This window comes from Nucisporomicrobium flavum, assembly GCF_016464385.1.
GTDB classification, from domain to species: Bacteria; Actinomycetota; Actinomycetes; order Mycobacteriales; family Micromonosporaceae; genus Actinoplanes; species Actinoplanes flavus_A.
The window spans coordinates 14,680-39,316 of record NZ_JADMLH010000011.1; the positions used below are offsets into that span (position 1 = coordinate 14,680).

At 74.0% G+C, this 24,637-nt stretch carries 23 protein-coding genes; 13 read left to right on the forward strand and 10 right to left on the reverse strand.

The annotated features are described in order from the left end of the window. Window positions 1–67 precede the first annotated feature (67 nt). The 4 genes from IT780_RS24855 to IT780_RS24870 form a co-directional block, all read right to left on the reverse strand. Window positions 68–1,054 (reverse strand): hypothetical protein, encoded by a 987-nt coding sequence (locus tag IT780_RS24855; RefSeq protein ID WP_199514076.1) that lies wholly within the window; start codon window positions 1,052–1,054, stop codon window positions 68–70. A gap of 102 nt (window positions 1,055–1,156) precedes the next feature. Next, window positions 1,157–1,687, reverse strand: coding sequence for a hypothetical protein (locus IT780_RS24860; protein ID WP_199514077.1), 531 nt, complete (start codon window positions 1,685–1,687; stop codon window positions 1,157–1,159). Then, the gene (locus IT780_RS24865; protein ID WP_199514078.1) at window positions 1,687–5,424 is read right to left on the reverse strand and encodes a tetratricopeptide repeat protein; all 3,738 of its coding nucleotides are present in this window, start codon (window positions 5,422–5,424) and stop codon (window positions 1,687–1,689) included. Before IT780_RS24865 ends, IT780_RS24860 begins: the two co-directional genes overlap by 1 nt. Before the next feature lie 48 nt (window positions 5,425–5,472). After that, entirely contained in the window at window positions 5,473–6,405 is a 933-nt protein-coding gene (locus IT780_RS24870; RefSeq protein WP_199514079.1) for a DMT family transporter, read from the reverse strand. A gap of 72 nt (window positions 6,406–6,477) precedes the next feature. Between IT780_RS24870 and IT780_RS24875 the strand changes: the two genes are divergently transcribed. From IT780_RS24875 to IT780_RS24890, 4 genes are all read left to right on the forward strand, one after another. Then, window positions 6,478–7,365 carry a LysR family transcriptional regulator gene (locus tag IT780_RS24875; protein ID WP_199514080.1) on the forward strand — a complete coding sequence of 296 codons (888 nt, stop codon included), beginning with the start codon at window positions 6,478–6,480 and terminating at the stop codon, window positions 7,363–7,365. Between the two features lie 79 nt (window positions 7,366–7,444). Beyond that, window positions 7,445–8,590 (forward strand): SGNH/GDSL hydrolase family protein, encoded by a 1,146-nt coding sequence (locus IT780_RS24880; RefSeq protein ID WP_199514081.1) that lies wholly within the window; start codon window positions 7,445–7,447, stop codon window positions 8,588–8,590. Window positions 8,591–8,622: 32 nt separating this feature from the next. Continuing rightward, complete coding sequence (locus IT780_RS24885; RefSeq protein WP_199514082.1) at window positions 8,623–10,131, forward strand: FAD-dependent oxidoreductase; 1,509 nt, start codon at window positions 8,623–8,625, stop codon at window positions 10,129–10,131. 65 nt (window positions 10,132–10,196) lie between these two features. After that, the gene (locus IT780_RS24890) at window positions 10,197–11,606 is read left to right on the forward strand and encodes a GGDEF domain-containing protein (protein ID WP_199514083.1); all 1,410 of its coding nucleotides are present in this window, start codon (window positions 10,197–10,199) and stop codon (window positions 11,604–11,606) included. On the opposite strand, the gene IT780_RS24895 is transcribed toward IT780_RS24890, so the two are convergent. From IT780_RS24895 to IT780_RS24905, 3 genes are all read right to left on the reverse strand, one after another. Further along, on the reverse strand, window positions 11,601–13,949 hold the full coding sequence (locus tag IT780_RS24895; protein WP_199514084.1) for a glycoside hydrolase family 65 protein: 2,349 nt from the start codon (window positions 13,947–13,949) through the stop codon (window positions 11,601–11,603). The two genes, IT780_RS24890 and IT780_RS24895, sit on opposite strands and share 6 nt — an antisense overlap. 55 nt (window positions 13,950–14,004) lie before the next feature. Next, entirely contained in the window at window positions 14,005–14,472 is a 468-nt protein-coding gene (locus tag IT780_RS24900) for a CBS domain-containing protein (protein WP_199514085.1), read from the reverse strand. A gap of 118 nt (window positions 14,473–14,590) precedes the next feature. Beyond that, a complete protein-coding gene (locus IT780_RS24905; RefSeq protein WP_199514086.1) occupies window positions 14,591–15,079 on the reverse strand; it encodes a MarR family winged helix-turn-helix transcriptional regulator in 489 nt (162 codons plus the stop codon). 90 nt (window positions 15,080–15,169) lie between these two features. Here IT780_RS24905 and IT780_RS24910 point away from each other — a divergent pair, with 90 nt between their 5' ends. The 8 genes from IT780_RS24910 to mnhG all read left to right on the forward strand — a co-directional run bounded on the left by IT780_RS24910 (window position 15,170) and on the right by mnhG (window position 21,916). After that, window positions 15,170–15,640: a YflT domain-containing protein gene (locus tag IT780_RS24910; protein ID WP_233413479.1), complete on the forward strand. Its 471-nt coding sequence runs from the start codon at window positions 15,170–15,172 to the stop codon at window positions 15,638–15,640. Next, complete coding sequence (locus tag IT780_RS43630) at window positions 15,540–15,887, forward strand: cation:proton antiporter regulatory subunit (RefSeq protein WP_504739624.1); 348 nt, start codon at window positions 15,540–15,542, stop codon at window positions 15,885–15,887. The genes IT780_RS24910 and IT780_RS43630 overlap by 101 nt, the downstream gene beginning before the upstream one ends. A gap of 88 nt (window positions 15,888–15,975) precedes the next feature. Beyond that, window positions 15,976–18,810 (forward strand): Na+/H+ antiporter subunit A, encoded by a 2,835-nt coding sequence (locus IT780_RS24920; RefSeq protein ID WP_199514088.1) that lies wholly within the window; start codon window positions 15,976–15,978, stop codon window positions 18,808–18,810. Continuing rightward, window positions 18,807–19,208 (forward strand): Na(+)/H(+) antiporter subunit C, encoded by a 402-nt coding sequence (locus IT780_RS24925; RefSeq protein ID WP_199514089.1) that lies wholly within the window; start codon window positions 18,807–18,809, stop codon window positions 19,206–19,208. Before IT780_RS24920 ends, IT780_RS24925 begins: the two co-directional genes overlap by 4 nt. Further along, window positions 19,205–20,725: a Na+/H+ antiporter subunit D gene (locus tag IT780_RS24930; protein WP_199514090.1), complete on the forward strand. Its 1,521-nt coding sequence runs from the start codon at window positions 19,205–19,207 to the stop codon at window positions 20,723–20,725. The genes IT780_RS24925 and IT780_RS24930 overlap by 4 nt, the downstream gene beginning before the upstream one ends. After that, a complete protein-coding gene (locus tag IT780_RS24935) occupies window positions 20,722–21,300 on the forward strand; it encodes a Na+/H+ antiporter subunit E (RefSeq protein ID WP_199514091.1) in 579 nt (192 codons plus the stop codon). Before IT780_RS24930 ends, IT780_RS24935 begins: the two co-directional genes overlap by 4 nt. Further along, the gene (locus tag IT780_RS24940) at window positions 21,297–21,557 is read left to right on the forward strand and encodes a monovalent cation/H+ antiporter complex subunit F (protein ID WP_199514092.1); all 261 of its coding nucleotides are present in this window, start codon (window positions 21,297–21,299) and stop codon (window positions 21,555–21,557) included. Before IT780_RS24935 ends, IT780_RS24940 begins: the two co-directional genes overlap by 4 nt. After that, a complete protein-coding gene (gene mnhG / locus IT780_RS24945) occupies window positions 21,554–21,916 on the forward strand; it encodes a monovalent cation/H(+) antiporter subunit G (RefSeq protein ID WP_199514093.1) in 363 nt (120 codons plus the stop codon). The genes IT780_RS24940 and mnhG overlap by 4 nt, the downstream gene beginning before the upstream one ends. Before the next feature lie 19 nt (window positions 21,917–21,935). Here mnhG and IT780_RS24950 read toward each other — a convergent pair whose 3' ends face one another. From IT780_RS24950 to IT780_RS24960, 3 genes are all read right to left on the reverse strand, one after another. Further along, the gene (locus tag IT780_RS24950; protein ID WP_199514094.1) at window positions 21,936–22,271 is read right to left on the reverse strand and encodes a TraR/DksA family transcriptional regulator; all 336 of its coding nucleotides are present in this window, start codon (window positions 22,269–22,271) and stop codon (window positions 21,936–21,938) included. A 37-nt stretch (window positions 22,272–22,308) separates the two neighbouring features. Further along, window positions 22,309–23,082, reverse strand: coding sequence for a rod shape-determining protein (locus IT780_RS24955; RefSeq protein ID WP_199514095.1), 774 nt, complete (start codon window positions 23,080–23,082; stop codon window positions 22,309–22,311). Window positions 23,083–23,177: 95 nt separating this feature from the next. Further along, on the reverse strand, window positions 23,178–23,570 hold the full coding sequence (locus IT780_RS24960; protein WP_199514096.1) for a BON domain-containing protein: 393 nt from the start codon (window positions 23,568–23,570) through the stop codon (window positions 23,178–23,180). Between the two features lie 216 nt (window positions 23,571–23,786). Here IT780_RS24960 and IT780_RS24965 point away from each other — a divergent pair, with 216 nt between their 5' ends. Further along, window positions 23,787–24,632, forward strand: coding sequence for an SMP-30/gluconolactonase/LRE family protein (locus IT780_RS24965; protein WP_199514097.1), 846 nt, complete (start codon window positions 23,787–23,789; stop codon window positions 24,630–24,632). The last annotated feature ends 5 nt before the right edge of the window (window positions 24,633–24,637 follow it).

The window sequence follows — 24,637 nt, forward strand, 5'->3', positions numbered from 1 at the left end:
CTCGCTGGGCCGTCACGCCGGGCCGTCACGCCGGCTCGCCGGGCCGTCACGCCGGCTCGCCGGGCCGTCACGGCCGCTCGGAGAAGCCCGCTTCCACGGCGTTGAACCGCTCCACCGACATTTCCCGGGAGATGTCGACCTCCATCCGTTCGGGACGGTCCAGTCCCTCGAGCAGGAGGCGGCCGGCGACCTCCATGCTCACCGATTCGGCCTCGTGCCCGAGGGTGTCGAGGACCCCGGAGTAGCGGACGAGCATGTCGCCGGCCAGGGTGCAGCGTCGCATCAGGTCGGCGCCGGCCGGCAGTTCGTGGACGGGGGTGAAGATGAGGCCCACGTCCGAGACCCGGAACCATTCGCCGAGCGAGTTCAGTGCCCGTGCACAGGCGCGCGACGCGGACTCGCGGCCGCCCTGCCGGTAGTCGGTGGTCGCCACCCGGGCCTCGGCCAGGCTCATCCATGCCGCGCAGTCCGCCGCGACGAACGGCGGTCCCAGCTCGTGGCACTCGTCGCTGAGCACCGCGGCCGCGGTGTAGTGCCCGATGGCCGCCTCCACCGCGCCGGACCGCCGGTGCCGGTCACCGATGCGCAGGCACAGGTCGATGGTCTCCAGCGCCTCCGACCGGCGTTCGGGACTCGAGCCGTCCAGGACCGTCGCGAGGCTCTCCCGCATGAGGTCCGAGCCCTGCCCGAAGGCCATGAGGAACGTCGTCTGCTCGAACGCGGTGAAGGCCTGCTCGGCCTCGGCCGGCATCTGCCCGGTCGCCTCCTCGGCGTCGTACGCGGTCACGACCGCCCGCGCCGCGTAGTGCAGCCAGGACAGCACGTCCTCGTTCAGCCGGCTGAGGACGGCGGCGTTGTGCAGCACCACGATCAGCGCCGGCCGGTAGAGCGGGTCCATCCTGCACAGCTCGACGCATTCCCGGGCGGCCCGTTCCGCGGCGTTGAGCGCGGCCGCGTTACGCCCCGCACGGCTCAGCTCGGCCGCCTCCCGGCTGGTGGCCTGCATCTTCTCGAAGGCGCGCCGGATCTGGCGGTTCGACGCGGCGCCGGTCACGAGGCGCTCCCGGCCCCGCGCCGGACCTGGCGGTTCGACCCGGCGCCGGTCACGAGGCGCTCCCGGCCCCGCGCCGGACCTGGCGGTTCGACCCGGCGCCGGTCACGAGGCGCTCCCGGCCGGGGTGGGCCCGGGACGCCCGGCGCGGGCGGCGTCGTACAGCCGGCGGCAGTTCAGGGTCTCGGGGTGGCCGGCGCCCCGGAGCGACTCCAGCGCGGTCAGCGCGGCCAGGAGCAGCGGCTCGGCCCGGCCCGGGTCGCCGTCCCGCAGGTACGCCTCGCCCAGCCGGCCGGTCCACAGCACGGTCCGGTGGTGGTATCGGCCGTAGTACCTCCGGTGGTACGCCTCGAGCTCGCCGGCGACGGCGGCCGCGTCGCCCCACCGCCCCGCGGCGCAGTGGTCGGCGAAGAGGTCCGCCCGGTCCTGCCCGGTGGGCTGTTGCCGCCGGTCCGGCTGCTCGGGCGCGGCGGTGAACGCGGACGTGAGCGTCGCCTCGGCGGCGTCCCAGTTGCCGTCGTCGCTGGTTGCCGCGCTGTCGCCGACGGTCCGCACGGAGATGTCGACGATCTGCGCGATGGTGGGCCGCTTCGCCGGCGTCCACCCCGGACCGGCCCGCCCGCTCTTCTCGGCCATCACACCCCGATTCCGATCCGCCAGCGGGCGACCGCCGCGGCCAGCGCCACGATCTCCCGGCGCCGTCCGGTTCCGGCGGCTGCCTCCAGGCCTGCGATGTCCGCCGCGGTCAGGGACGCGAGCGGCCGCCGCAGCGCGGTACCGGGATGACGCAGATCGATGATACGAGTGACCGGCCGTGGCTGTCGCGCCCATCGTCCGGAGCCTGTGGACAGCCGGCCGCTGCACAGCAGGTAGCGTCCGTCCGCCGAGGTGGTGATGACCCGGAGCGGCCCGGGGCCGGGCATCCTCGCGGTGGCCGGCGTCGGCCGCAGGAGCAGGGCGTCGAGCACCGTGTGTCCCTCCCCGGTGGCCGACCGGCCGCCGAGCAGCCTCCAGGACGGCACGCTGAACAGGTCGGTGAGCGCGACGGTGCCGGCATCGGCCACGCGGATCAGGTGGCCACCGGCGATCTCCCACCGCGCCAGCCCGCCCGCGGCGCCGGCGGTGACCAGCTCGCTGTCCGAGACGAAGGCGAGGTCACCGACGTCGCCGAGGAACTCCGGGTGCAGCTCGAAGGCCTCCCGCGCGGTCAGGTCCGCGTCCGTCACCGCGAGGGCGCGGCCGGTCGCGAAGGCGAGCCGCCGCCCGCCCGGCGCCACCGCGGCCGGTGTGCCGGCCGCCGTGCCGAGCCGGTCCGGGTCCCGGTGGTGCCGCACCCCGCGTTCGTCGCAGACCAGCACGCCGGCCCGCTGTCCCATCGCGACGATCACGCTGGTGGCGGTCGGCAGCAGCCGGGCCGTCCCCAGCTCCGGGCCGCGGGCGAGCACGTCGGCCCGGCCGTCGCGATAGCGCACGAGCGCCGGCCCGTCCGGATCGATCCGGACCGCGACCAGGTGATCGCGGCCGACGCTGGCCAGCGCGCGGTGCCGGGTCGTACCGCGGTACAGCACGGTGTCGGCGGCGCCGTTCAGGTCCCGCTGCACCAGGCGTTCGCGTCCGCGTCCGGGTCGCACGGCCATGACCAGGATCTGCTCCTGGCGCGCGAACGACACGTCCCCGGCGTGCCCGACCGGGCCGGTGTGGGTCACGGCCTCGTCGGCGAACCCGGCGATCGTGTCCCCGACCTGCCGGGGATCGGCCGCCGTGAGCCGCGTGGCCAGCAGCGCGGCCTGCTCGTCGCCGGGCTGCCACCGGTCGGGTGGGATCAGTCGCGCCACGCGGACGGCGTCGTCGAGGGGCGCGGCGGTCGCCAGCTCCCACACCGCCGCCCAGTTCCGGAGCCGGGCCTGTCGCTCGGCGGCCGCCGCGATCTCGGCCGGGTCGTTCCACTCGAGGGCGCGGAGGGGATGCAACCGCTGCTCGGCGTCGAGGGCCTTCTTCAGCGGCACCGGCGCGCTGTCGTGGTACTCGTCCGCGAGCCGGAGCGCCTGCGTCTTCAGCTCCGCCAGGCTCTCCCGTGCCTCGTCGCGGCGGCCGGTGAACCGCAGGACGTCGTGCCACTGCTGCAGCGCCTCGACGTACCGCAGCCGGTTGAACGGCCGTACGCCGGTGAGCTCGCGGTACAGCTCGGCCGCCTGCCGGGCCGCCTCGACCGCCTCCTCGATCCGCTCGAGACGCTCGCTGACCCTCGATCGGGCCAGGAGCGCCTCGGGCAGCAGGACGTCCGCCCGCGGGCAGGACCCGGAGCTCAGGTACGTGATGGCGCGGTCGACCCGGGCCGCGGCCGCCGCCGGTTCACCCGCGCTGCGCAGCACCTCCGCGCACAGCACGTCGGTGGCCACCAGCATCGACAGCCGCTCGGGTGTCGGCCCCGACGCCAGTGCGGCACGGTGGTGATCACCGGACTCCCGGGCCAGCGAGACCGCCTCGTCCGTGCGGGCCTGGCGTACGAGGGCCAGCGCGCACGCCCCGAGCGCGAAGGCGAGCAGCTCGAGCTCGGGCTCGCCCTCGTCGCAGCCGGCGCGGTACAGCGCGGCCGACTCGCGGAAGGCGAGCATGGCCTGCTCGTGGTCGTGGGTGATCGCCTCCACGCTGCCGAGCTTGTCCAGCGCGGAAGCGAGGTACCTGCGGTGGGACGGATCCGCGGCGTAACGGTCCCGATAGCCGTCGACACCCTCGCGGAGGGCCCTGAGCGCCTCCGAGTGGCGGCCCGCACGGGCGGCACCGATGCCCCGGGCGAGCTGGTGGAAGGCGGCCGGGTCCGGATCTTCGCCGGGCACCCGGCGCTCCATGACCCAGCGTTCGGTGAAGTCGGCGGCCGGGTCGGCGACCGTCTCCAGGTGACCGCGTTCGTACACCTGCCAGCCCAGGACCTCGAGCACCTCGGCGTCCAGCTCGTCGATCCCGACGAGGTTGCCGAGCGCCGCGCCGCCGCCGTCGATCACCAGGCCGGGATCCCGCCGCAGCACGGGGAACAGCAGCTCCGTGCCGACGTGCGGCCATCGCTGGGCGGCCGCGGTCAGGACGGCCAGGGCCCGGGGCGTGTGCGGAGGGGCATGTCCGTCGACCCGTTCCAGCAGGTCGCTCGCGGCGGTGACCGACCAGATGTCCGCCGGATAGCCGGTGACCGGCGACCCGGGCAGCGACAGCGCGACGAACTCCTCCGCCAGCAGGTCCGGCAGCATCGGCTGCAGCACGTTGCCGGCCTCGCCCTCGGCGGCCGGGAAGCTTCGCCGATGCTGGTCGATGAGCAGCTCCGGCGGGGCGGTGAACGGCAGCGACGCCACCAGCTCCACCGCGCGGTCGCGGCGCATCGGTCCGGCGAGGGTCGCGCAGAAGGCCAGGCGGCGCATCGTACGGGCGTCGATGCGTGGCGGTGCCCCCGCGTCGTCGTACAGGTCCTGCCAGTTCTCGTACTCCCGGTCCAGCAGGTACGTCGTGAGCCCCAGCAGGTTGCGTGGGGCCTCACGACCGCGGTGCCGTGCGTCGACGGCCACCAGCGCCGCCATGAGGATCGCCAGCGTGAGGCCGAACTCCGCTCCGGTCAGGGCCTGCGGCGGGGTGATCTCCGCCGGTCCGGGCGCGGGCGGGTAGTGCTGTGCGAAACCGTCGCGGGCGGCCCGGAACAGGGCGTCGCGTTCCGTGCCGTCGCCGTCCGGGCCGGTGGACGACAGTGGAGGGAGGTACTGGTCCGAGGTGTCCACCCGCTCACCGAGGCGGTGCAGCTTGGCCCGTACCGGCGGCCAGGAGTCCACCGAGCGGGCCAGGAGGAGGACCCGTACGGGCACGCGCTGACGCATGATGCGGTTCTGGAACAGCCAGGCCAGAGCCGCCACGGGCCACCGGTCCGCGTAGTCGACGACGACCAGCAGCCCGGGCCGGCCGTCCATCCGCAGGTCCTGGCTGCCCTCCGCCGGCGGGTAGGTGTCCGTGGCGTGCACCGCGTCGACCACCAGCCAGCCGGCGCCGCCGAACTCGTCGGCCAGCCGCGCCGCCATCCGCGATTTGCCCTGGCCGCCCGCGCCGTGCAGCCAGCGCACCGAGAACGCCGCCGGTGCTGTCATCCAGGCCCGCAGCAGCCCCAGCTCGGTCTCCCGGCCGGTGAACTCGACGGTACCGGCCCGGAAGTCGAGCATCCGGCTGGGTTGGGCACGCAACCACGCGGAGTCGGTGCCGCCGGGCTCCGTACGCCGGCGCAGCAGGTAGACGGGGGAGCCGTCGCCGAAGACGTGGATGTCCGCGCCGATGGCGCCGTACGCGAACCCGCTGACCGCCTCGACCCGCTGAAAGACCGCGTCGGGCCGGTCCGCGGGCATGCCGCCCCCTCCACCTGTGTCGCCGTCCACATGGCATGGTCGTCGATGTCAGGGTAGCGGCGAGGCCGGCGAAAGTCCGTCCGCCGCAGTCCGGTCCGCGGAGCGGGCCTGGGCCGGCGCGCGGTGGTCCGCCTCGATGCGCTGGCCGTAGTACGTGCCACCGAGGACGAGCGCGATACCGGCGACGGCGACCGCGGTCAGGTGCTCGCCGCCGAGGCCCACCCCGATCAGCACCGCCCACACCGGCTCCGTGCCCAGCAGCAGGCTCGCCCGCGCCGCGGACGTACGACGGATCGCCCACAGTTGCACCAGGAACGCGAAGACGCTGCAGCCCAGCGCGAGGTAGAGCACGCCGAGCCAGTGTCCCGGCCCGAAGGCCCGTACCGCCGCGGGCAGGGCGGGTGCCGCGAGGACGGTGAACAGGAGCGCGCCGACCGCGGTCTGCAGCCAGGTGAGCGTGACCGTGTCGTACTGCCGGCCGTCCGTCAGCCGCCCGGACAGCGTGACGTGTGCCGCGCGGACGACCGCAGCCGCGAGCATCAGCGCGTCCCCGGCCGTCGGCGCGCGCAGCCCTGGGCCGGCTACCAGCAGGACGACCCCGGCCACCGCCACCGCCGCGGCCGCGAAGAACCGGGGTGGCAGCCACTGCCGTCGTACGGCGCCCTCGAGCGCCGGCGTGAGCAGGATCGTCAGGCTGATCAGCACCCCGGCGTTGGTGGCGCTGGTCAGCGACACCCCGTACGTCTCCAGTACGAGCACCGTCGCCTGGGTGAGCCCGAGCAGCGCCCCGGCCCGCAGCTCCGGCAGGCCCGGGCGGCGTACCGCCATGGCAGGCGCGAGTGCGACCGCCGAGACGAGGAAGCGCAGCGCCAGGACGGCGAGCACCCCGCCGGCCAGGACGAGGGTCTGGGCGGCCAGATAGCTGCTGCCCCACACCACCGCCACGGCCAGCAGGAACAGATCGCTGCGGCGTATCGACATGCTCGCAGCGTGGAGCCGGTCGACCGTGAAGACAAGCCGCCATCTTCTCAACCGATGGTGTAGTGATGCCTTATGGATCTGCACCACCTGCGCCTGCTCAGGGAACTCGGCGACCGGGGCAGCCTCGCCGCCGTCGCCCGGGCGATGCACATCACCCCGTCGGCGGTCTCCCAGCAGCTGAGGTCGTTGCAGCGCTCGGCGCGGGTGCCGCTGACCGAGCGCCGCGGCCGCCGCCTCGTGCTGACCGGGGCGGGGCGGGCCCTGGCAGCCGCGGCGATCGAGGTCTCCACCGCGCTCGACCGGGCCGGCCGCGCCGTGGACGCCTACCTCGACGATCCGGCCGCGCCGGTGACGGTGGCCGCCTTTCACAGCGCCGGGCTCACCTGGTTCGGCCCGCTGCTCGGCCGTCCCGGCCTGCCCCCGGTGCGGTGCTCGGACGAGGACGTCGCCCAGGCCCACTTTCCCGCCCTGGTCGCGGACTACGACCTGGTGCTGGCGCACCGGCTGGCGTACAGCCCGCCCTGGCCGGCGGGCAGGCTCACGGTGGTGCCGCTCGTCCACGAGCCGCTGTCCGTCGCGATGCCCGCGGGCCACCGGCTGGCCGCGAAGGCGGCGCTGACCGTGGCCGACGTCGCGGGCGAGGCGTGGCTCTGCGTCCATGAGGGCTTCCCCTTGGAGGGCGTGCTGACGGCGATCGCCGCGGCCGCCGGCCGGCCCCTCGAGATCGTCCACCGGGTCAACGACTTCACCGTCGCGGCCGCGATCGTGGCGGCGGGCGGCGGGCTCGCGCTGCTGCCCGGCTACACCAGCCGGCCCGGTCCCGGCGTGGTGCTGCGTCCGCTGGCCGACCTTCCGGCCGGGCGGCACATCGACGTGCTGGCCCGTCCGGAGAGCCTGCATCGGGCCGCCGTGCGTACGGTCCTCGACGCGCTGCGCGAGATAGCGGGGTCGCCCGTCTGACGGCTCGTGTCGGCGCGGTGTGGGCCACGTGTCGACGCCTTGTCCGTCCGGTGTCAGCGGCGGGCAGCACCGTTCCGGCATGACTGATTTCGAAGACGCCGGCTGGGTGCGTACCTGGGGTACGTCCCCCCAGGTCACCGATGCAGCATTCGCCGACGTGACGCTGCGCCAGGAGCTCCGCGTCAGCGGCGGCGGGAGCCGGGTACGCGTACGCCTCAGCAACGAGTACGGGACCGAGCCGCTCGCCATCGGCGCCGCGCGGCTGGGGTTCGCGACGCCCGGCGGCGGTGTCGAGGCGGGCTCCGACCGCGTGCTGACCTTCGGCGGCCGGGCCACCGCCACCGTCCCGGCGGGTGCGCCGCTGGTCAGCGATCCGGTGGACCTGCCGCTCGCCGCCCTCACCCGGCTCTCCGTGAGCCTGTACCTGCCCGGGAAGGTCGAGGCCTGCACGGGCCACGACATGCCGCTCGACGTGGGCTGGGCGATCCCGGGCGACGCGGTGGCGTCCCCCGCCCTGCCCCCGGAGGCTGAACCGCTGGCGGCCCGGGCGCTCATCTCGGCGGTCGAGGTGCTGGCCGGCGGCTCCGCCAGGACGGTCGTCGTGCTGGGCGACTCCCGGGTCGACGGCGCCGGCTCGACCGTGGGGGCGGCCCGCAGCTGGCCGGACCGGCTGGCCGAGCGCGGTGTCTACGTGTCCAACCAGGGCATCAGCGGCAACCGGCTGCTCACCGACGGGCTCGGCGCCTCCGGCCTCGCCCGCTTCGACCGTGACGTGCTGGCGACACCCGGCCTGGGCTGCGTGGTGGTGTCCATCGGCGGCAATGACGTGATCGTGTCGTTCGCACCCCGTGACGACGGACCGCTCGCCGGCTTCCTCGCGATGTTCCCGGGCGCCCCGGTGACGGCGGACGATGTCATCGCCGGCCTCCGTCAGCTGATCGCGCGGGCGCACGACCGCGGGGTCGCGGTCCACGGCACCACCATCGCGCCCTACGAGGGGGAGGACATCTACACCGCGGAGGGTGACGCCGCGCGCAGAGCGGTCAACGACTGGATCCGGACAAGCGGGGAGTTCGACGCGGTGTTCGACTTCGACGCCGTCTGGCGGGACCCGGACCGGCCGAGCCGGATCCGCGACGACCTGCACGCGGGTGACCACCTGCACGGCAACGACGCCGGCTACCTGGCCCTGGCGGACTCCATCGACGTTTCCCTGTTCGGGTGAGACCTGTCCCTGTTCGGATGAGGAGAACTGTCATGCCTGACGTCGTGATCGTGGGTGGCGGCCCCGTCGGCCTGTTCCTGGCCTGTGAGCTGCGCCTCGCCGGCTGCGAGGTGATCGTGCTCGAACGGGAGCCACAGCCGCACACCGCCTGGAAGGCCCTGCCGCTCGGGATGCGCGGGCTCAACCCCGCTTCGGTGGAGGCGTTCTACCGGCGCGGCATGCTCTCCGCCCTGGGTGTCGACGAAGAACCCCGCACTTCTCCGCGAAACGTGAGCCATTTCGCCGGAATGACCCTCGACCCCGCCAAGGTCCGCTTCACCACGCTGCCCAGCCCGGCCCTGGACGCGGTCATGACGAGCCTCGAAGCCGTCGAGACCGTTCTGTCCGAGCGGGCGGTCGAGCTCGGCGTACGGATCGAGCGGGGTGTGGTGGTCGACGCCGTCGCGCAGGATGATCAGTACGTCGAAGCGACGGCGGGCGGGCGGACGTACCGGGCTCGCTGGCTCGTGGGCTGCGACGGCGGACGCAGCGCGGTGCGCGGGCTGGCCGGTTTCGAGTTCGTGGGGACCGGGCCGCAGCTCACCGGGTACACCGCGCTCGCCACGATCGCCGATCCGGAGAAGCTGCGCCCCGGCTTCAACCTCACGCCGGACGGGATGTACCTGCGGATGCCGATCGGGGGCCACCTCGGCCTGATGGACTTCGACGGCGGCGCGTACGACCGGTCGCAGCCGCCTACCCGGGAGCACCTCCAGGCGGTGCTGCGCCGGATCTCCGGCACCGACGTGACGCTGAGCGACGTGCAGCTCGTCTCGACCTTCACCGATCGGGCGATGCAGGCGACGACCTACCGGCGGGGGCGGGTGCTGCTCGCGGGCGACGCGGCGCACATCCACTCGCCGCTCGGCGGGCAGGGGCTGAACCTGGGCATCGGCGACGCGATGAACCTGGGCTGGAAGCTGGCCGCGACGGTGCACGGGTACGCGCCCGGTGGCCTGCTGGACACGTACACCACCGAGCGTCATCCGGTCGGCGCCCGCATCCTCGACTGGTCCCGTGCCCAGGTGGCGGTGATGCGGCCGGGCGGGAGCGCCACGGCGCTGCAGGGTGTGGTCCGGGACCTGCTGGCGACCGCGGACGGGACGACGTACGTGTTCGAGCGGGTGTCGGGGCTCTGCGGCCGGTACGACGTGGGCAGCGAGCATCCGCTGGCCGGCCGGGACGCCCCGGACTTCCGCCTCGAGGACGGCACCAGCCTGGGCGAGCTGTTGCGGGAGGGGTGTGGCGTCCTGCTCGACTTCCGTGGCGGCCTGGAGGACGTTGCGCGGGGCCGGCCGGGCCGGATCCGCCATGTGGCCGGTCCGGCCCGGGACGATCTGGGGCTCGACGCGGTGCTGATCCGGCCGGACGGCGTGGTGGCCTGGGCCGGGGAGCCCGGGGAGGTCGAACGGGCCGCCGGTCGCTGGTTCGGGGCGCCGGTCGCCGCCGCGGTGGATGCGCCGGCCTCGAGCGGCCCGTGGGCTGCGAGTGAACCTGGCTGACAGCGCGGCGACTCCCGGCGCCGCTGGGCGCTCAGTGCGGCGCCTCGGCTGCCGATCGTGCGGGTATGTCCTCGTCAATGCTGCGCAAGATCGCCATTGTCTGCGCTGTCGTGCTCGGCATGGGATTGGTCGGGGGCGCGGGCCTCTACCTGTCGCGTACCCAGAGCGAGGCCCGCGAGAGCGTCATCCGGGCCTTCGACGACCGCGGCCGGCTGGCCGCGGGCGTCGTCGGTGACACGCTGCTGGCCAGCGATCCGAAGACCCGCGAGTGGGCGGCCGCCGCCTTCGCCTCGGACGGCGACGCGCTGTCCGGGGCCCTCGCGGCGGGCCTGGACGCCTCCGTCCCGTGGCTGGCCGTCCTGCGAGCGGACGGCACGCTGCTCGGCGCCTCCCCGGCGGGGGCCAGGGAGCGGGCCGCGGCGCTGCGGAGCGACACCGGCTTCCGGCGCGCGGTGGAGACCGGCACGATCGCCTTCGGCGATCTCGTCACCGTCGACGGCGTCGCGTGGGTTCACGCGTTCCAGCCGTACGCCGCCGGCTCCGGCACCCGCGTGCTGGTCCTGCCCCAGCGCGCGACCAGCATGAACATCCTCCTGGGCAGCGCGCTCAACGTGGCGGGCGCCCGTTCCTACGTCATCGACGGCGCCGGGCACGTGGTCGTCGCGTCGGACAGCACCGTGCTCGGCGCCACGTTGCCCGACGCGGCCATCGCCGCGGCTGTGGGCAGGTCCAACCGCGGCACGGTGGGCCACCACCAGTTCGCGGCCGATGCGGTGGCCGCCAGCAACTGGCGTACGGTGCTCGTGACCTCGCACTCGGCGCTGCTGGCGCCGTACGACCGGACCGCTCGCAGCGCCTGGCTCATGTTCGCCGGATTCGCCGCCGCCGTGCTCCTGATGATGGTGATCGGCGCCGGCATGGTCGTCAGCACCTCGCGGGTGGCCCACGCCCGCCTGCACGACCAGCTGACCGGCCTGCCCAGCCGCGCCCTGTTCCTGCAGAGCACGGAGGCCGCCATCAGCCAATGGCGCCGCCGGGACGGGGTGTCGAGCGCCGCGGGCGGCCAGGTGGCGGCGTTGTTCCTCGACCTGGACGGCTTCAAGCCGGTCAACGACACGTACGGCCACGCCACCGGCGACGCGCTGCTCAAGGCGGTCGCGCAACGGCTGGTCGCGGCGACCCGCCCCGAGGACCTGGTCAGCCGTTTCGGGGGCGACGAGTTCCTCGTGCTGTGCCGCGGGCTGCAGGGCGAGGACGACGCGTTCGCCGTCGCCGACCGCATCAAGAACTACCTGAGCGAGCCGTTCGAGGTGCTGGGCCGGACGGTGCGGATCGGGGTGTCGATCGGCATCGCGACCCTCGGTGGGGACGCGGACCAGGCCGAGGCGCTGATCCAGAACGCCGACACGGCGCTCTACCAGGCGAAGAACAACGGCCGCGGGCGCATCGAACGGTTCACCCCGGCATCCTCATGAGGCGCTCGGCGCGTAGCCGGGTGGCTGCTCTGGCGGGGGCAGCAACGGCTTCAGCGCGGCGACGGGCCGTTCCACGGAACCGCCGGCCGTGAGGTCGATGGTCTCGTCGTAGAGCCGGATCGGCAGCGTCGCGCCGGAGCCGTCGCGCAGGCTCACCCGTACGGTGTCCTGGCCGGCCTCGACGAGCAGCCGGAGGCCGCTGTGCCGCAGCCGGAACCGCAGCGCGGTGATGCCCTCGGGCAGCCGGGGCGCCAGCGCCAGGAGCCCGTGGTGCTCGCGCAGGCCGCCGAAACCCTCGACGATCGCCGACCAGGCCCCGGCCAGCGAGGCCATGTGCAGGCCGTCGCGGGTGTTGTCGTGCAGGTCGCGCAGGTCGACCAGGGCGGCCTCCCGGGCGTAGTCGTGGGCGAGCTGGAGGTGGCCGACCTCGGCGCACATCACCGCCTGCGTGCAGGCGGACAGCGAGGAGTCGCGTACGGTGATCCGCTCGTAGTAGTCGACGTTGCGGGCCTTCTGCTCGGCGGTGAACTCCTCCGGGCACCAGTGCATGGCGAGCACCAGGTCGGCCTGCTTGACCACCTGCCGCCGGTAGAGCTGGAAGTACGGCGCGTGCAGCATCAGCGGCTCGCCGGGGCGCTCGGCGGCGAAGTCCCACGGGGCGTAGCGGGTGAAGCCGGTGGACTGCTCGTGCACGCCGAGCCGCTCGTTGTACGGCACGTGCACCGCGTCGGCGGCGGTCTGCCACGCCCGCGTCTCGTCCGCATCGACCCCGAGCCGGGCGGCCGCCTCCGGCCGGCGCTCGCAGGCGGCGACGGCCGCGCGCAGGTTGCGGGCCGCCATGAGGTTCGTGAAGAGGTTGTCGTCGGCCACCGCGCTGTACTCGTCCGGGCCGGTGACGCCGTCGACGTGCCAGACACCGTCGGCGTCGTGGTGCCCCTGGGAGATCCACAGCCGGGCCGTCTCGACCAGGATCTCGAGGCCGCACTCCTCCTCGAGCTCCTCGTCGCCGGTGACGTCGCGGTAGCGGTCGGCGGCGCGCGCGATGACGGCGTTGAGGTGCAGCGCCGCGGTGCCCGCCGGCCAGTACGCCGAGCATTCCTCGCCGTGGATCGTGCGCCACGGGAACGCCGCGCCGGCGAGGCCCAGCGTACGGGCCCGGTGGCGGGCCTGGCCGAGGATGCTGTGCCGCCACCGCAGCACGTCGGCGGCGGCGTGCGGGGCGACGTACGTCAGCAGCGGCAGTACGAAGCCCTCGGTGTCCCAGAACGCGTGCCCGTCGTACCCGGGTCCGGTCAGCCCCTTGGCGCCGATGGCCCGCCGCTCGGCTCGGGCGCCGGCCTGCAGCACGTGGAACAGTCCGAAGCGGACGGCCTGCTGCAGCACCGGGTCACCGTCGATCTCGACGTCGGCGGCGTCCCAGAAGTCGTCCAGGTACGCGCGCTGTCCGGCGGCGAGGCCGTCCCAGCCGGCGTACCGCGCGCCGTTGAGCGCGCCGGCCACCTGGTCGCGCAGCGCCTGGGGCGAGCGCGTCGAGCTCCAGGCGTACCCGAGGAATTTGGTGATCCGCAGGCGCTCGCCGGGCCGCAGCACGGTGACCACCGTCGTGCGGGCCCAGTCGCCGCGGACGTCGGTCTCCTCGTCGTAGTCGCCGGGCGCATCGACGAGGTGGTCCATGCCGGCGCCCATCAGCAGCCGGCTGACGCGGGTGCGGTGCAGCAGCACCGCGCCGTGCTGCTCGGTGTCCTGGGCCACCGCCTCGAGCGGGCGGTCCAGTGCCGCGGCGACCCGCGGATCGGTGGACTCCTGCGGCTGCTCCTCGTTGGCGACCAGCCCGGACTGCACGGTGATCCGCACCTCGGCGTCGACCGCCTCGACCTCGTAGTCGACGGCGGCCACCGCCCGCTGGGTGAACGACACCAGCCGCGAGCTGCGGATCCGCACCCGGCGCCCGGCCGGCGACTCCCAGTCCACGCTGCGCCGCAGGACGCCGTCGCGCAGGTCCAGGACCCGCTCGTGGGCCAGCAGGCGGCCGTGCGCCACGTGGAACGGCTCGTCGTCGACCATCAGCCGGATCAGCTTGCCGTCGGTGACGTTCACGACGGTCTGGCCCTGCTCCGGATAGCCGTACCCGCCCTCCGGGTACGGCAGCGGCCGCTGCTCGTAGAACGAGTTGAGGTACGTGCCCGCGATGACGTGCGGCTCACCCTCGTCGAGGTTGGCGCGCAGCCCGATGTGCCCGTTGGCGAGGGCGAGCACGGACTCCGTCTGCGCGAGCCGCTCCGGGTCCAGCGCGGGCTCGCGGACCTGCCACGGCTCGACGGGGAACAGGGCGTCGCCGATCATGCGGGCACCTCGCCGGTCACAGCCATGACCCAGATGTGTCCGGCGGCCGGGCCGGTCAAACGCGCATCCCGGCCGCGACGGGCTCGCCGGAGCGGCCGAGGACCCGGAGCAGGTCGGCGGCGGCGATGATGCCCACGAGCCGGCGGCGGTGGTCGGTCACCAGCAGCCGGTTCACCCCGGCGGTCCGCATGAGCTCCGCGGCCTCGGCGGGGGTCGCCCCGGGCTCGATCGTCACCGGCGGCGCGCTCATCAGCTCGCGGGCGGTCGTACGGCTCCAGCCCGGGCCGGGCCGCTCGCGGCGCCGCCACGGCAGGCGGCTGCGGGGCCGCTCCTCGTGCCAGGTCAGCGCGGCGAGCACGTCGGTACGGGTGAGCACGCCGATCACGACGTCGAACTCGTCCACGACGCCCAGCGCGCTGACGTCATGGGCGGTGAGCATCGCGACCACCTCGGCGGGCGTGGCGCCGGTCGGCACGGTGAGCACCTGGTTGGTCATGAGAGTGCGTACGGTCTGCTGCTGCACGGGGCACCTCCACGGTGGTTGTGGTGACATCACCACAGTGGCCCGGCGGGAGGGCCGGCGGACAGGGCCCGCACCGGCCGATCCCGTGCCGGGGTCGTTGCCGGTGCCCGGCAAGCGGTCAGGCGCGGCGGCGGGCGTGCAGGACGCTCTCCCGGGGCACCAGGGCCAGCTCGCCGGCGAGCCGCGTCATGAGCTGCGCCAGGACGCGCCGGTCGTCGTCGGACCAGCCGTCGAGGGCCTGCTCGAACAGCCGGACCCCGCTGTCGTCCACCTCGCGGAGCCTGCGCCGGCCGTGGGCGGTGACGGTGAGCAGCGCCGCGCGCCGGTCGCCCGGGTCGCCCTCGCGGGTGACGAGGCCGCGGTCCTCGAGTCGCCGTACCTGGGGGGTGATGGTCGATTTGTCGACGCCCTGCCAGGCGGCGAGGTCGGAGCCGCGGACCGGCCCGTGGGTGCTGATCGCCCGCAGCAGTGTGATGTCGTGCATGGACAGCTCCTCCGCGGCGCTGCCCATCAGTAACCGGCGCACGTCGCCGCGCTGCGCCCAGCGCATCAGCCGGGTGAAGGCGGCGTGGATCTGCCCGGCCTCGGAGGTGTCGTCATCGTGCACGGGCACACCCTACGCCGTCCGTTGGTTTGCGCCAACCAACTATATGGGGTATGGTTTGGCCATACCAACTATTCGAGGGGAGTGATGGACATGAGCGCCACGGCGACCCTGCACCACAGCACGGATCGCACGGACGTTTCCCGACTGGGCGAGTTCACGACGTACGCCGAGGCCGAACGGATGGTGGACCGGCTCTCCGACGCCGGTTTCCCCGTCGAACGGGTCCGCATCGTCGGCACCGGGCTGCACAGCGTCGAGCAGGTGATGGGCCGCTTCACCGGCGGTCGCGCGACCCTGTTCGGCGCGGCGCTCGGCTCCTGGCTAGGCATGCTCACCGGCCTGGCGCTCGGCCTGTTCCTGCCCCTCGCGTGGCTGCTCACCCTGGTCAGCGGCCTGGTCACGGGCGCGGTCGCCGGCGCCGCTCTCGGCTACCTCACCCACTGGGCCGGAGACGGGCGCCGTGACTTCACGAGCACCACCGCGCTGCGCGCCCGGCAGTACGCCGTCGAGGTCGCCGGCACCCACGCTCCGCAGGCCCTGCGCGCCCTGGAGCGCGGCTGAGCCCGTCCTGACCGCCCCCGTCACGCGCGTCGAACGCACCGCGCTGCCGGGAGTGGGGGTCGCGTACGCCCTCTCCACCGCGGCACGGCAACGCCTCGGCGTCGTGGAGCACCGCGACGGGCGTCGTGACCTGGTCATCTACGACCCGCAGGAGCCGGACAGCGCCCTGCACACCGCCGCGCTGACCGAGAGTGAGGCGAGGACCGTCGCGGAACTGCTCGGCGCGCCGGTCTACGTGAACCGCTGAACGTGCAGCGCAGCCGGCGGGTTGCCCACCGACAGGCGCGGGTACGTCAGCGGCACCGGGCGCCGCCGCCGCGCAGAGGGGACTCCGTGTGCTGATCCTGCTGACCGCTCACCTGGCTGCGGCCGTCGCGGCCCCGAGTCTCGTCCGCCTGCTGAGGCTCCGGGCCTTCTACGTGCTGGCCGCCGTTCCGGGCGCCGCTCTGGTGTGGGCCCTGTCCCACACCACGACCATGCGCGACGGGCACGCGGTCGCGGAGACGTACCCGTGGGCCGGGCAGCTCGGCCTCGACGTGGCCCTGCGCATGACCTCGCTGTCCTGGCTGATGGTGCTGCTCGTCGGCGGCGTGGGCGCGCTCGCGCTGATCTACTGCGCCCGGTACTTCGACGCCGCCGAGCCGGGGCTCGCGCGCTTCGCCGGGGTGTTCGTCGGCTTCGCCGGTGCCATGCTCGGCCTCGTCGTCTCCGACAACCTCATCGTGCTGTACGTCTTCTGGGAACTGACCACCGTCTTCTCGTACCTGCTGATCGGGCACGACGCGGCCGCCCGGGCGAGCCGGCGCGCCGCCCTGCAGGCGCTGATCGTCACCACGCTGGGCGGGCTGGCGATGCTCGTCGGCATCATCATGCTCGGCGAGCACGCCGGCAGTTACCGCTGGTCGCAGGTGGTGTCGGACCTGCCCGGTGGCGGCTACCTGGCCGTCGCGGTGGTCCTGCTGCTGCTCGGCGCGCTGTCGAAGTCGGCGATCTTCCCGTTCAGCTTCTGGCTGCCCGCCGCGATGGCCGCCCCGACGCCGGTCAGCGCGTACCTGCACGCCGCCGCGATGGTGAAGGCCGGCGTGTTCCTCGTCGGCCTGCTCGGGCCCGCGCTGGCCGGCGCCGGGCCGTGGCGGCCGGTCGTGCTGACCGCGGGCGCCGTCACCATGCTGTTCGGCGGGTGGACCGCGCTGCGTCAGCACGATCTGAAGCTGCTGCTCGCGTACGGGACGGTCAGCCAGCTCGGTCTGCTGGTCGTCGCGCTCGGCGCGGGGTTCCGTGACGCGGCGCTGGCCGGCGCCATGATGCTGCTGGCCCACGCGATGTTCAAGGCCGCGCTGTTCTTCGTCGTCGGCATCATCGACCACGCCGCCGGCACCCGGGACCTGCGCGAGCTCAGCGGCCTGCGCCGGTCCGCACCCGCCGTGTGGGTGGTGGCCCTGCTCGCCGCGCTGTCGATGGCCGGGGTGCCGCCCCTGGCCGGGTTCGTCGGCAAGGAAGCCATCGTCGACGCGTTCCTCTCCGGCGGCTGGTGGGAGTGGACGGTCCTCGCCGCGGTCGTCGCGGGGTCGATGCTGACGGTCGCGTACACGGTGCGGTTCCTGTGGGGCGCCTTCTTCGACAAGCCCGCCGTCGAGCCGCGTACGGTCCATCGGGTCTCCTGGTCGTTCCTGGGGCCGGCGGCGCTGCTGGCCGCGGCCGGGCTCGCGGCCGGGCTGTTCGCGCCGGTGCTCGACCGGCTCCTCGCCGGTTACGCCGACACCTATCCCGACGCCGGCCACTACCACCTCGCGCTCTGGCACGGGGTGACACCCGCGCTGGCCCTGTCCGCGCTGATCCTGGCCTCCGGCGCGGCGCTGTTCGCGATGACGATGCGGACGCGCTGGTGGCGGCGGGTGCGGCTGCCCGTGGACGGGGCCGCCGGCTACGAACGGGCCACCGACGGCCTGGGCCGGCTCGCGATCGAGGTCACCGGCGCCACCCAGCGCGGCTCCCTGCCCATCTATCTCGGCACCATCCTGCTGGTCCTGGTCCTTCTCGGCGGCGGCGCCCTGCTGGCGGCCTGGCCGCTGCCCGGCGGGTTCCGGCTGTGGGACAACGCGCTGCAGCTGGTGCCCGCGGCCGTCCTCGTCGTCGCCGCCGGGTTCGCTACCCGGGCCCGCCGCCGGCTGGCCGCGGTGGTCCTGGTCGGCGTGACCGGGTACGCCACGGCGATCCTGTTCATCCTGCACGGCGCCCCCGACCTCGCCCTGACCCAGTTGCTCGTCGAGACGTGCACCATGGTGATGTTCGTGCTGGTGCTGCGCCGGCTGCCCGGGCACTTCTCGGTCCGGCCGCTGGTCGCCGCCCGCCGGTTGCGCGTGGCCATCGGGGTCGCGGTCGGCACGGTGATCTCCGGCCTGGCGTACGCGGCGACCGCGGGCCGGCAGGCCGTCGCAATCTCCACCGGCTTCCCCGAGCCGGCCGTGTCGTACGGCGGTGGGCGCAACGTCGTCAACGTGACCCTTGTCGACATCCGGGCCTGGGACACGATGGGCGAGATCTCGGTGCTGCTGGTGGCCGCGATCGGCGTCGCCGGGCTCGTGTTCGGCGGCTCGGGGCGGCTGCTGCACAGCGGCCGGCGCCCACCGCTGCCGACGCCGCCGCGCGGCCAGGTGTGGCTGATGGCCGGGCACACGCTCGACGCCGGCCTGCGCTCGCCCATCCTCGAGGTGGTCACCCGGCTGGTGTTCCACACGATCGTGCTGTTCTCGATCTACCTGCTGTTCGCCGGCCACAACGCCCCCGGAGGCGGGTTCGCCGGCGGGCTCGTCGTCGGGCTGGCCCTGGTGCTGCGCTACCTCGCCGGCGGCCGGCACGAGCTGGCGGTGGCCGCGCCGGTGGACGCCGGCGCGGTGATGGGCGCCGGGCTGTTCATCGCGCTCGGCACCGGCCTCGCCGGGCTGATCGGCGGCGGCCAGGTGCTGCAGAGCACCCTGCTGGACTGGCACCTGCCGCTGCTGGGCCACGTCCACTTCGTCACGTCGATGATCTTCGACGTCGGCGTCTACCTCGTCGTCATCGGCGTGGTGCTGAACATCCTGCGCAGCCTCGGCGCGGAGGTCGACCGCCACGAGCAGATCCAGCGCGCCGGCGAGACGGCCCGCCGGGAGAAGGTAGGTGCAGCTTGAGTCCCAACCTGCTGTTGGTGGTCGTCGTGGGCGTACTGTTCGCCGCGGGTGTCACCCTGCTGCTGGAACGCAACCTGACCCGGGTCATCCTCGGCATCACCATGCTGGGCAACGGGGTGAACCTGCTGATCCTGCTCGGCGGCGCGTACGGCGGCCCGCCCATCGTCGGCGTCACCCCCGAGCCGAGGATGAGCGACCCGCTGACCCAGGCCATGATCCTCACCGCGATCGTCATCACGCTCGGCATGACCGCGTTCCTGCTCGCGATGGCGTACCGCAGCTGGCTGCTGACCGGCCACGACAACGTGCAGGACGACGTCGAGGACCGGCGCATCATGAGGCGCGCGGAGCGTGACGAGGGCCTGGAGAACGAGGACGAGGACGGCGGACAGCGATGACGTGGCTCGTCCCGCTGCCGGTCATCATGCCGCTGCTCGGCGCGGCGGTGACGCTGCTGCTGCGCCGGCGCCCGGTGCTGCAACGCGCGGTGAGCGTGCTCGTCCTGTCCGCCACGCTGGTCGTCGCGGTCCTCCTGCTGGCGTCCACCGCCACCGGGCCCCCGCTGACCGTCGCCGTCGGCGGCTGGGCCGCGCCGCTGGGCATCGTGCTGGTCGCCGACCGGCTCGCCGCGCTCATGCTGGTGGTGTCCGCCGCGGTGACGCTCTGCGTGCTGGTGTACTCGATCGGGCAGGGCATGGCCGACGGCGACGACGCCGTACCCGTGGCGGTCTACCACCCGGCGTACCTGATCCTCACCGCCGGCGTCACCAACGCGTTCCTCGCCGGTGACCTGTTCAACCTCTACGTCGGCTTCGAGATCCTGCTCGCCGCCAGCTACGTGCTCATCACCATCGGCGCCACGCGCAGCCGCATCCGCACCGGTACGACGTATGTCGTGGTCAGCCTGCTGTCGTCGCTGATCTTCCTGACCGCCATCGGGCTGATCTACGCGGCTACCGGCACGCTCAACCTGGCGCAGCTCGCCGGCCGGCTGGACGCGCTGCCCGACGGCCTCCAGCTGGGCCTGCAGAGCATGCTGCTGCTCGCCTTCGGCATCAAGGCCGCCGTCTTCCCGCTGTCGGCGTGGCTGCCCGACAGCTATCCGACGGCCATCGCGCCCGTCACGGCGGTCTTCGCCGGCCTGCTCACCAAGGTCGGCGTGTACGCGATCATCCGTACCCAGACCCTGCTCTTCCCCGACGGGCCGGCCGGCGGCGTGCTGCTGGTCGCCGCGCTGCTGACGATGACGGTCGGCATCCTCGGCGCGGTGGCGCAGTCCGACATCAAGCGGTTGTTGTCCTTCACGCTGGTCAGCCACATCGGGTACATGCTGTTCGGCATCGGGCTCGCCTCCAGCGCCGGGCTGTCCGGGGCGATCTTCTACGTCGTGCACCACATCGTCGTGCAGACCACGCTGTTCCTCGCCGCGGGGCTGATCGAGCGCCGGGGCGGCACCACGACGCTGGACCGTCTCGGCGGGCTGGCGCGGCTGACACCGGTGCTCGGCGTGCTGTTCTTCGTGCCCGCCCTGAACCTCGCCGGGATCCCGCCGTTCTCCGGATTCCTGGGCAAGCTCGGGTTGCTGCAGGCCGGGGTGGACGCCGGCGGCGCGCTCGCCTGGGTCCTCGTCGCCGGGAGTGTGGTCACCAGCCTGCTGACCCTCTACGCCATCGGCCGCGTCTGGAACCTCGCCTTCTGGCGGACCCCGCACGCGTCGATGCCCGCGGACGGCGGTGCGCGGGCCGGCCGGGCGCTGCCCCGGCTGATGGTGGGCGCCACCCTGGCCCTGGTCGTCCTGGGTACGGGGCTCACCGTGGTGTCCGGTCCGCTGTTCGACATCACCAGCCGGGCCGCCACCGAGCTGCGCGAGCGACAGCCGTACGTCCACGCCGTGTTCGCCGAGGAGGTGCCATGACCGCCGGTTCGTCAGCGGTGCGGCGTACCCGATGGCGCGACCGGATCGTCGCCGCCCTCGTGCTCGTCGCCGTGTGGATGCTGCTCTGGGGCGTCTTCTCCTGGGCCACCCTGGCCGGCGGGATCGTCGTCGCGGCCGTGGTGCTGAAGGTGTTCCCGCTCCCGGCGGTCACGTTCGCCGGGCGTCCGCACCCGCTCGGGCTGCTGCGCTTCGCCGTACGGTTCGCCGGCGACCTCGTCCGCGCCAGCGTGCAGCTGGCCGTGCTGGCGTTCCGGCTCGGCCACCAGCCGCGCAGCGCCATCATCCGGGTGCCGTTGCGGGTGCCGTCCGACCTGGTGCTGACGCTGACCGGGGAGGCCGTCTCGCTGGTGCCCGGCAGCTTGATCGTGGACACCGACCAGGCGTCCACCACGCTCTACATCCACGTGATCGGGGTGGCCGACCGCGACGCCGTCGAACGCTTCCGCCGCGAGGTGTACGCCACCGAGGCCCGCATCGTCCGTGCGATCGGCTCCGAGGCCGAGATCGGGATGCTCGGCCGTCCGGTCCCGGTCCGCAGAAGGGAAGACTCATGACCGTCGTCGGCATCATCGTGTCCGCGCTGCTGTTCGCGGCCGTGTCGCTCGTGCTGATCCGCATCGTCCGCGGGCCGACCACCCTGGACCGCATCGTCGCCGTGGACGTGCTGCTCGCCATCGTGGTGTGCGCGATCGCCGCCGAGGCCGCGTTCACCCGCGACGCGACGTCGCTGCCCGTCCTGGTCGTGCTGTCGATCCTGGGTTTCATCGGCTCGGTGACTGTGGCCCGGTTCTCCCCGCGGAGCCGGCGATGACGGTGCAGACCCTCGCGGACCTCGTCGCCGGAGCCTGCCTCGTCTCGGGCGCGGTGCTCAGTCTCGCGGCCGGCGTCGGCCTGCTGCGCTTCCCCGACCTGCTGTCCCGCATGCACGCGGCGACCAAGCCCCAGGTGCTCGGGCTGCTGCTGATCCTCGCGGGCGCGGCGGTGCGGCTGCACAACATCATCGACGTCACGACGCTGGTGCTGGTCGGCGTCTTCCAGCTGGTCACCGCGCCGGTCGCCGCGCACATGGTGGGCCGGGCGGTCTACCGGGCCGGGCAGGCGCGCGGCGATCTGCTCATCGTCGACGAGCTGCGCGAGGACCGTACGGACGACGGATCGCCGGCGCGCTGACCGGCCTCCCGGGGCGGGGTCAGGAGGCCTGGTCGCAGGCGCCGCAGAGGCTCGCGTACGGCACGCTGCGCAGCCGGCCCAGCGGGATCGGCCGTTCGCAGGTGCCGCAGACGCCGTACGTGCCCTCGGCCATGCGCCGCAGGGCGGTGGCCGTGTCGGCGATGCGCTGCCGGGCGGCGGCGGTGAGCAGCTCGAGCACGTGCGCGTCGTAGCCGCCGTGCCCGGGCATGCGGGCGTAGACGGTGAGCTGCGTGAGGCGCGCCGTCTGCACGGCGAAGTCCTCCTCGAGCATGCTGCGCAGCAGCTCCATCGGCTCGGCGGACAGCGGGGCCGGACGGTGCAACGTGCTGGTCATGATGCCTCCGGTCGGTGAGCTCGGTGGGTTCGGCGGATCAGCCGCCGGCGGGGTGACGGGCCAGCGACATCGCGGCCAGACCGGCGCCGTTGAGGGCGGCGGTGCGAGGGGCGGCGGCGCGGTGCACGCGTACGCGCAACGCGCCGGACACGGCGGAGGCGAGCCCCGGATGCAGGGCGCCGTCACCCACCAGCAGGAGACCGCGTGCCACCGCGGTCAGCACATGTGACGCGTCGGCGCCGGTGCGCAGGTCGTGGACGTGGCCGACGACGCAGTCGCCGAGCAGCTCCACGGTGGCGCCCCGGCTGAGGTCCCGGGTGCCGATCTCGGACCGGCGCGCGGCCACGACCCGGCCGTCGCTGAGCAGCGCGACCTCGGTCAGCTCGGCGCCGACGTCGACGACGAGCAGGCTGCCCGCGGCGGCACCGGAGCCGATCGCGGCCGCGCGGACCCCGTCGACGAACATGATCCGGGCGGGCGCGAACACGGTGTCGAGCACGTGGCGGGTGGCCGCCTGGTCCGCCTCGGAGGCCAGCACCGGCCGGCACGCCACGATCACCGCGCCGGACGGAACCGGCTGGGGGTAGCGGCGTACGAGCTGGGTCAGCACGTCGACGCAGCCGTCGGCGTCCACGACGCGGCCCCGGCGCACCAGCGTGCCGGCCGGGGCGGTCGGGTCGCCGCACGGCCCGCTGACGGTGCCGCGGTGTGCCGCCCATACGCCCGCGGTGCGGCTGCCCAGGTCGACGGCCACCGCCGGCGCCACCGTCCGCCCGCGGGACGCCGCGCGCGGGATCGATGTCACGCCCATGCCGGTTCTCCTCGTTTCCCGGGAGGTCGGACCTCCGATGGTGGCGTACGGTTCGACGCCCGGCAGGGGCTGCGGCCGGTCAATTACGCGCTCGCTCATTGCCGACGACCGGCAAAAAGTCGGCGGCGGGGGCGGCGCCGCGGCCCGGGCGGGAACGGGTCGGCGCTGAACGGGTGGGTGCGGTGCACCTTCGAGCGGACCAGGTCCGTGTCGTCGAACTCGTACCGGAGGTCGTCGACGACGGCGGTCACCCCGGGCACGGTGGCGGCCAGGCGGCGGGCGATGGCGGCGGTGGACCGCCGGCCCACGTCCCCGGTCAGCACCACCGTGCCGCCGACCGCGTGGGCCTGCACCTGCCCGGGGTGGATCCAGAGCCGGTGGCGCAGCACGCCGGCCACCTCGCGGCCGATCCCGGCGGCGCGGCCCACCGGCGCGCCGGCCTCTCCGGTGGTCCTGTCGCGCGTCGCGACGTCGGCCTGGCATGTCATGTCGGCACCCTCCCCGGGCTGCGGTACGGCCCGTGCTCCACGGCGGTTTCGGTCCCCTCAAGCATCGCCTTCCTGTTACTGGCCGACTACGGTCAGCAGTGGCCAACACGGGTGGGTGGGGTTGCCGACCATCGGCAATCGCCGGCTCCTCCGTCGGGTGCGGCCGGCCCCGGCATAATGCGGTACGGAACGTCGCCCGAGGTCAGGAGGACCGGCATGCGCGTCGAGCAGGTGACCGATCCGATCGTCTACCACGGTGAGGGCCCGGTATGGCATCCGGGCTGGGGCGGGCTGCGGTTCGTCGACATGCTGGCGGGCGACATCCTGACGCTGGGTCCCGACGGTTCCGTCGAGCGCCGCCACGTCGCGACCGTCGCCGCGGTGGTCCGCCCGCGCAAGGGCGGCGGCGCGGTTATCGCGGTGGAACGCGGCTTCGCCCTCGAGGAACCGGACGGGACCGTGACGTTGATGCCGCCGCTGTGGAGCGATCCCGGCGTACGGATGAACGAGGGCGGCTGTGACCCGGACGGCCGGTTCTACTGCGGGTCGATGGCCTACGACCAGACGCCCGGGGCGGCATCGGTCCACCGGCTCGACCCGGACGGTTCCGTCGAGGTGGTGCTCGAGGGCGTCACCATCTCCAACGGCCTCGAGTGGAGTCCCGACGGATCCCGGGCCTACTACAACGACACGGTGGCCTCGACCATCTGGGTGTTCGACTACGACACGGCGAGCGGGCTGACCCACCGGCGGCCGTTCGCGGAGGTCCCCGGCGGCGGCCGGCCGGACGGCCTGACCGTCGACGCGGACGGCGGCGTGTGGACCGCGATCTCCAACGGCGGCGCCGTCCACCGGTACAGCCCCGGCGGCGTGCTGGAGGAGAAGATCGAGGTGCCGGCCCGCAAGGTGACCGCGTGCACGTTCGGCGGCGAACGCCTCGACCAACTCTTCATCACCACCTCGCAGGAGGACATCGACACCCGCGAGGACCCGCTCGCCGGCGCGCTGTTCCGCGCGGACGTCGGCGTCACGGGAAGGCCGGTCCGCCTCTTCGCCGGCTGAGCGCG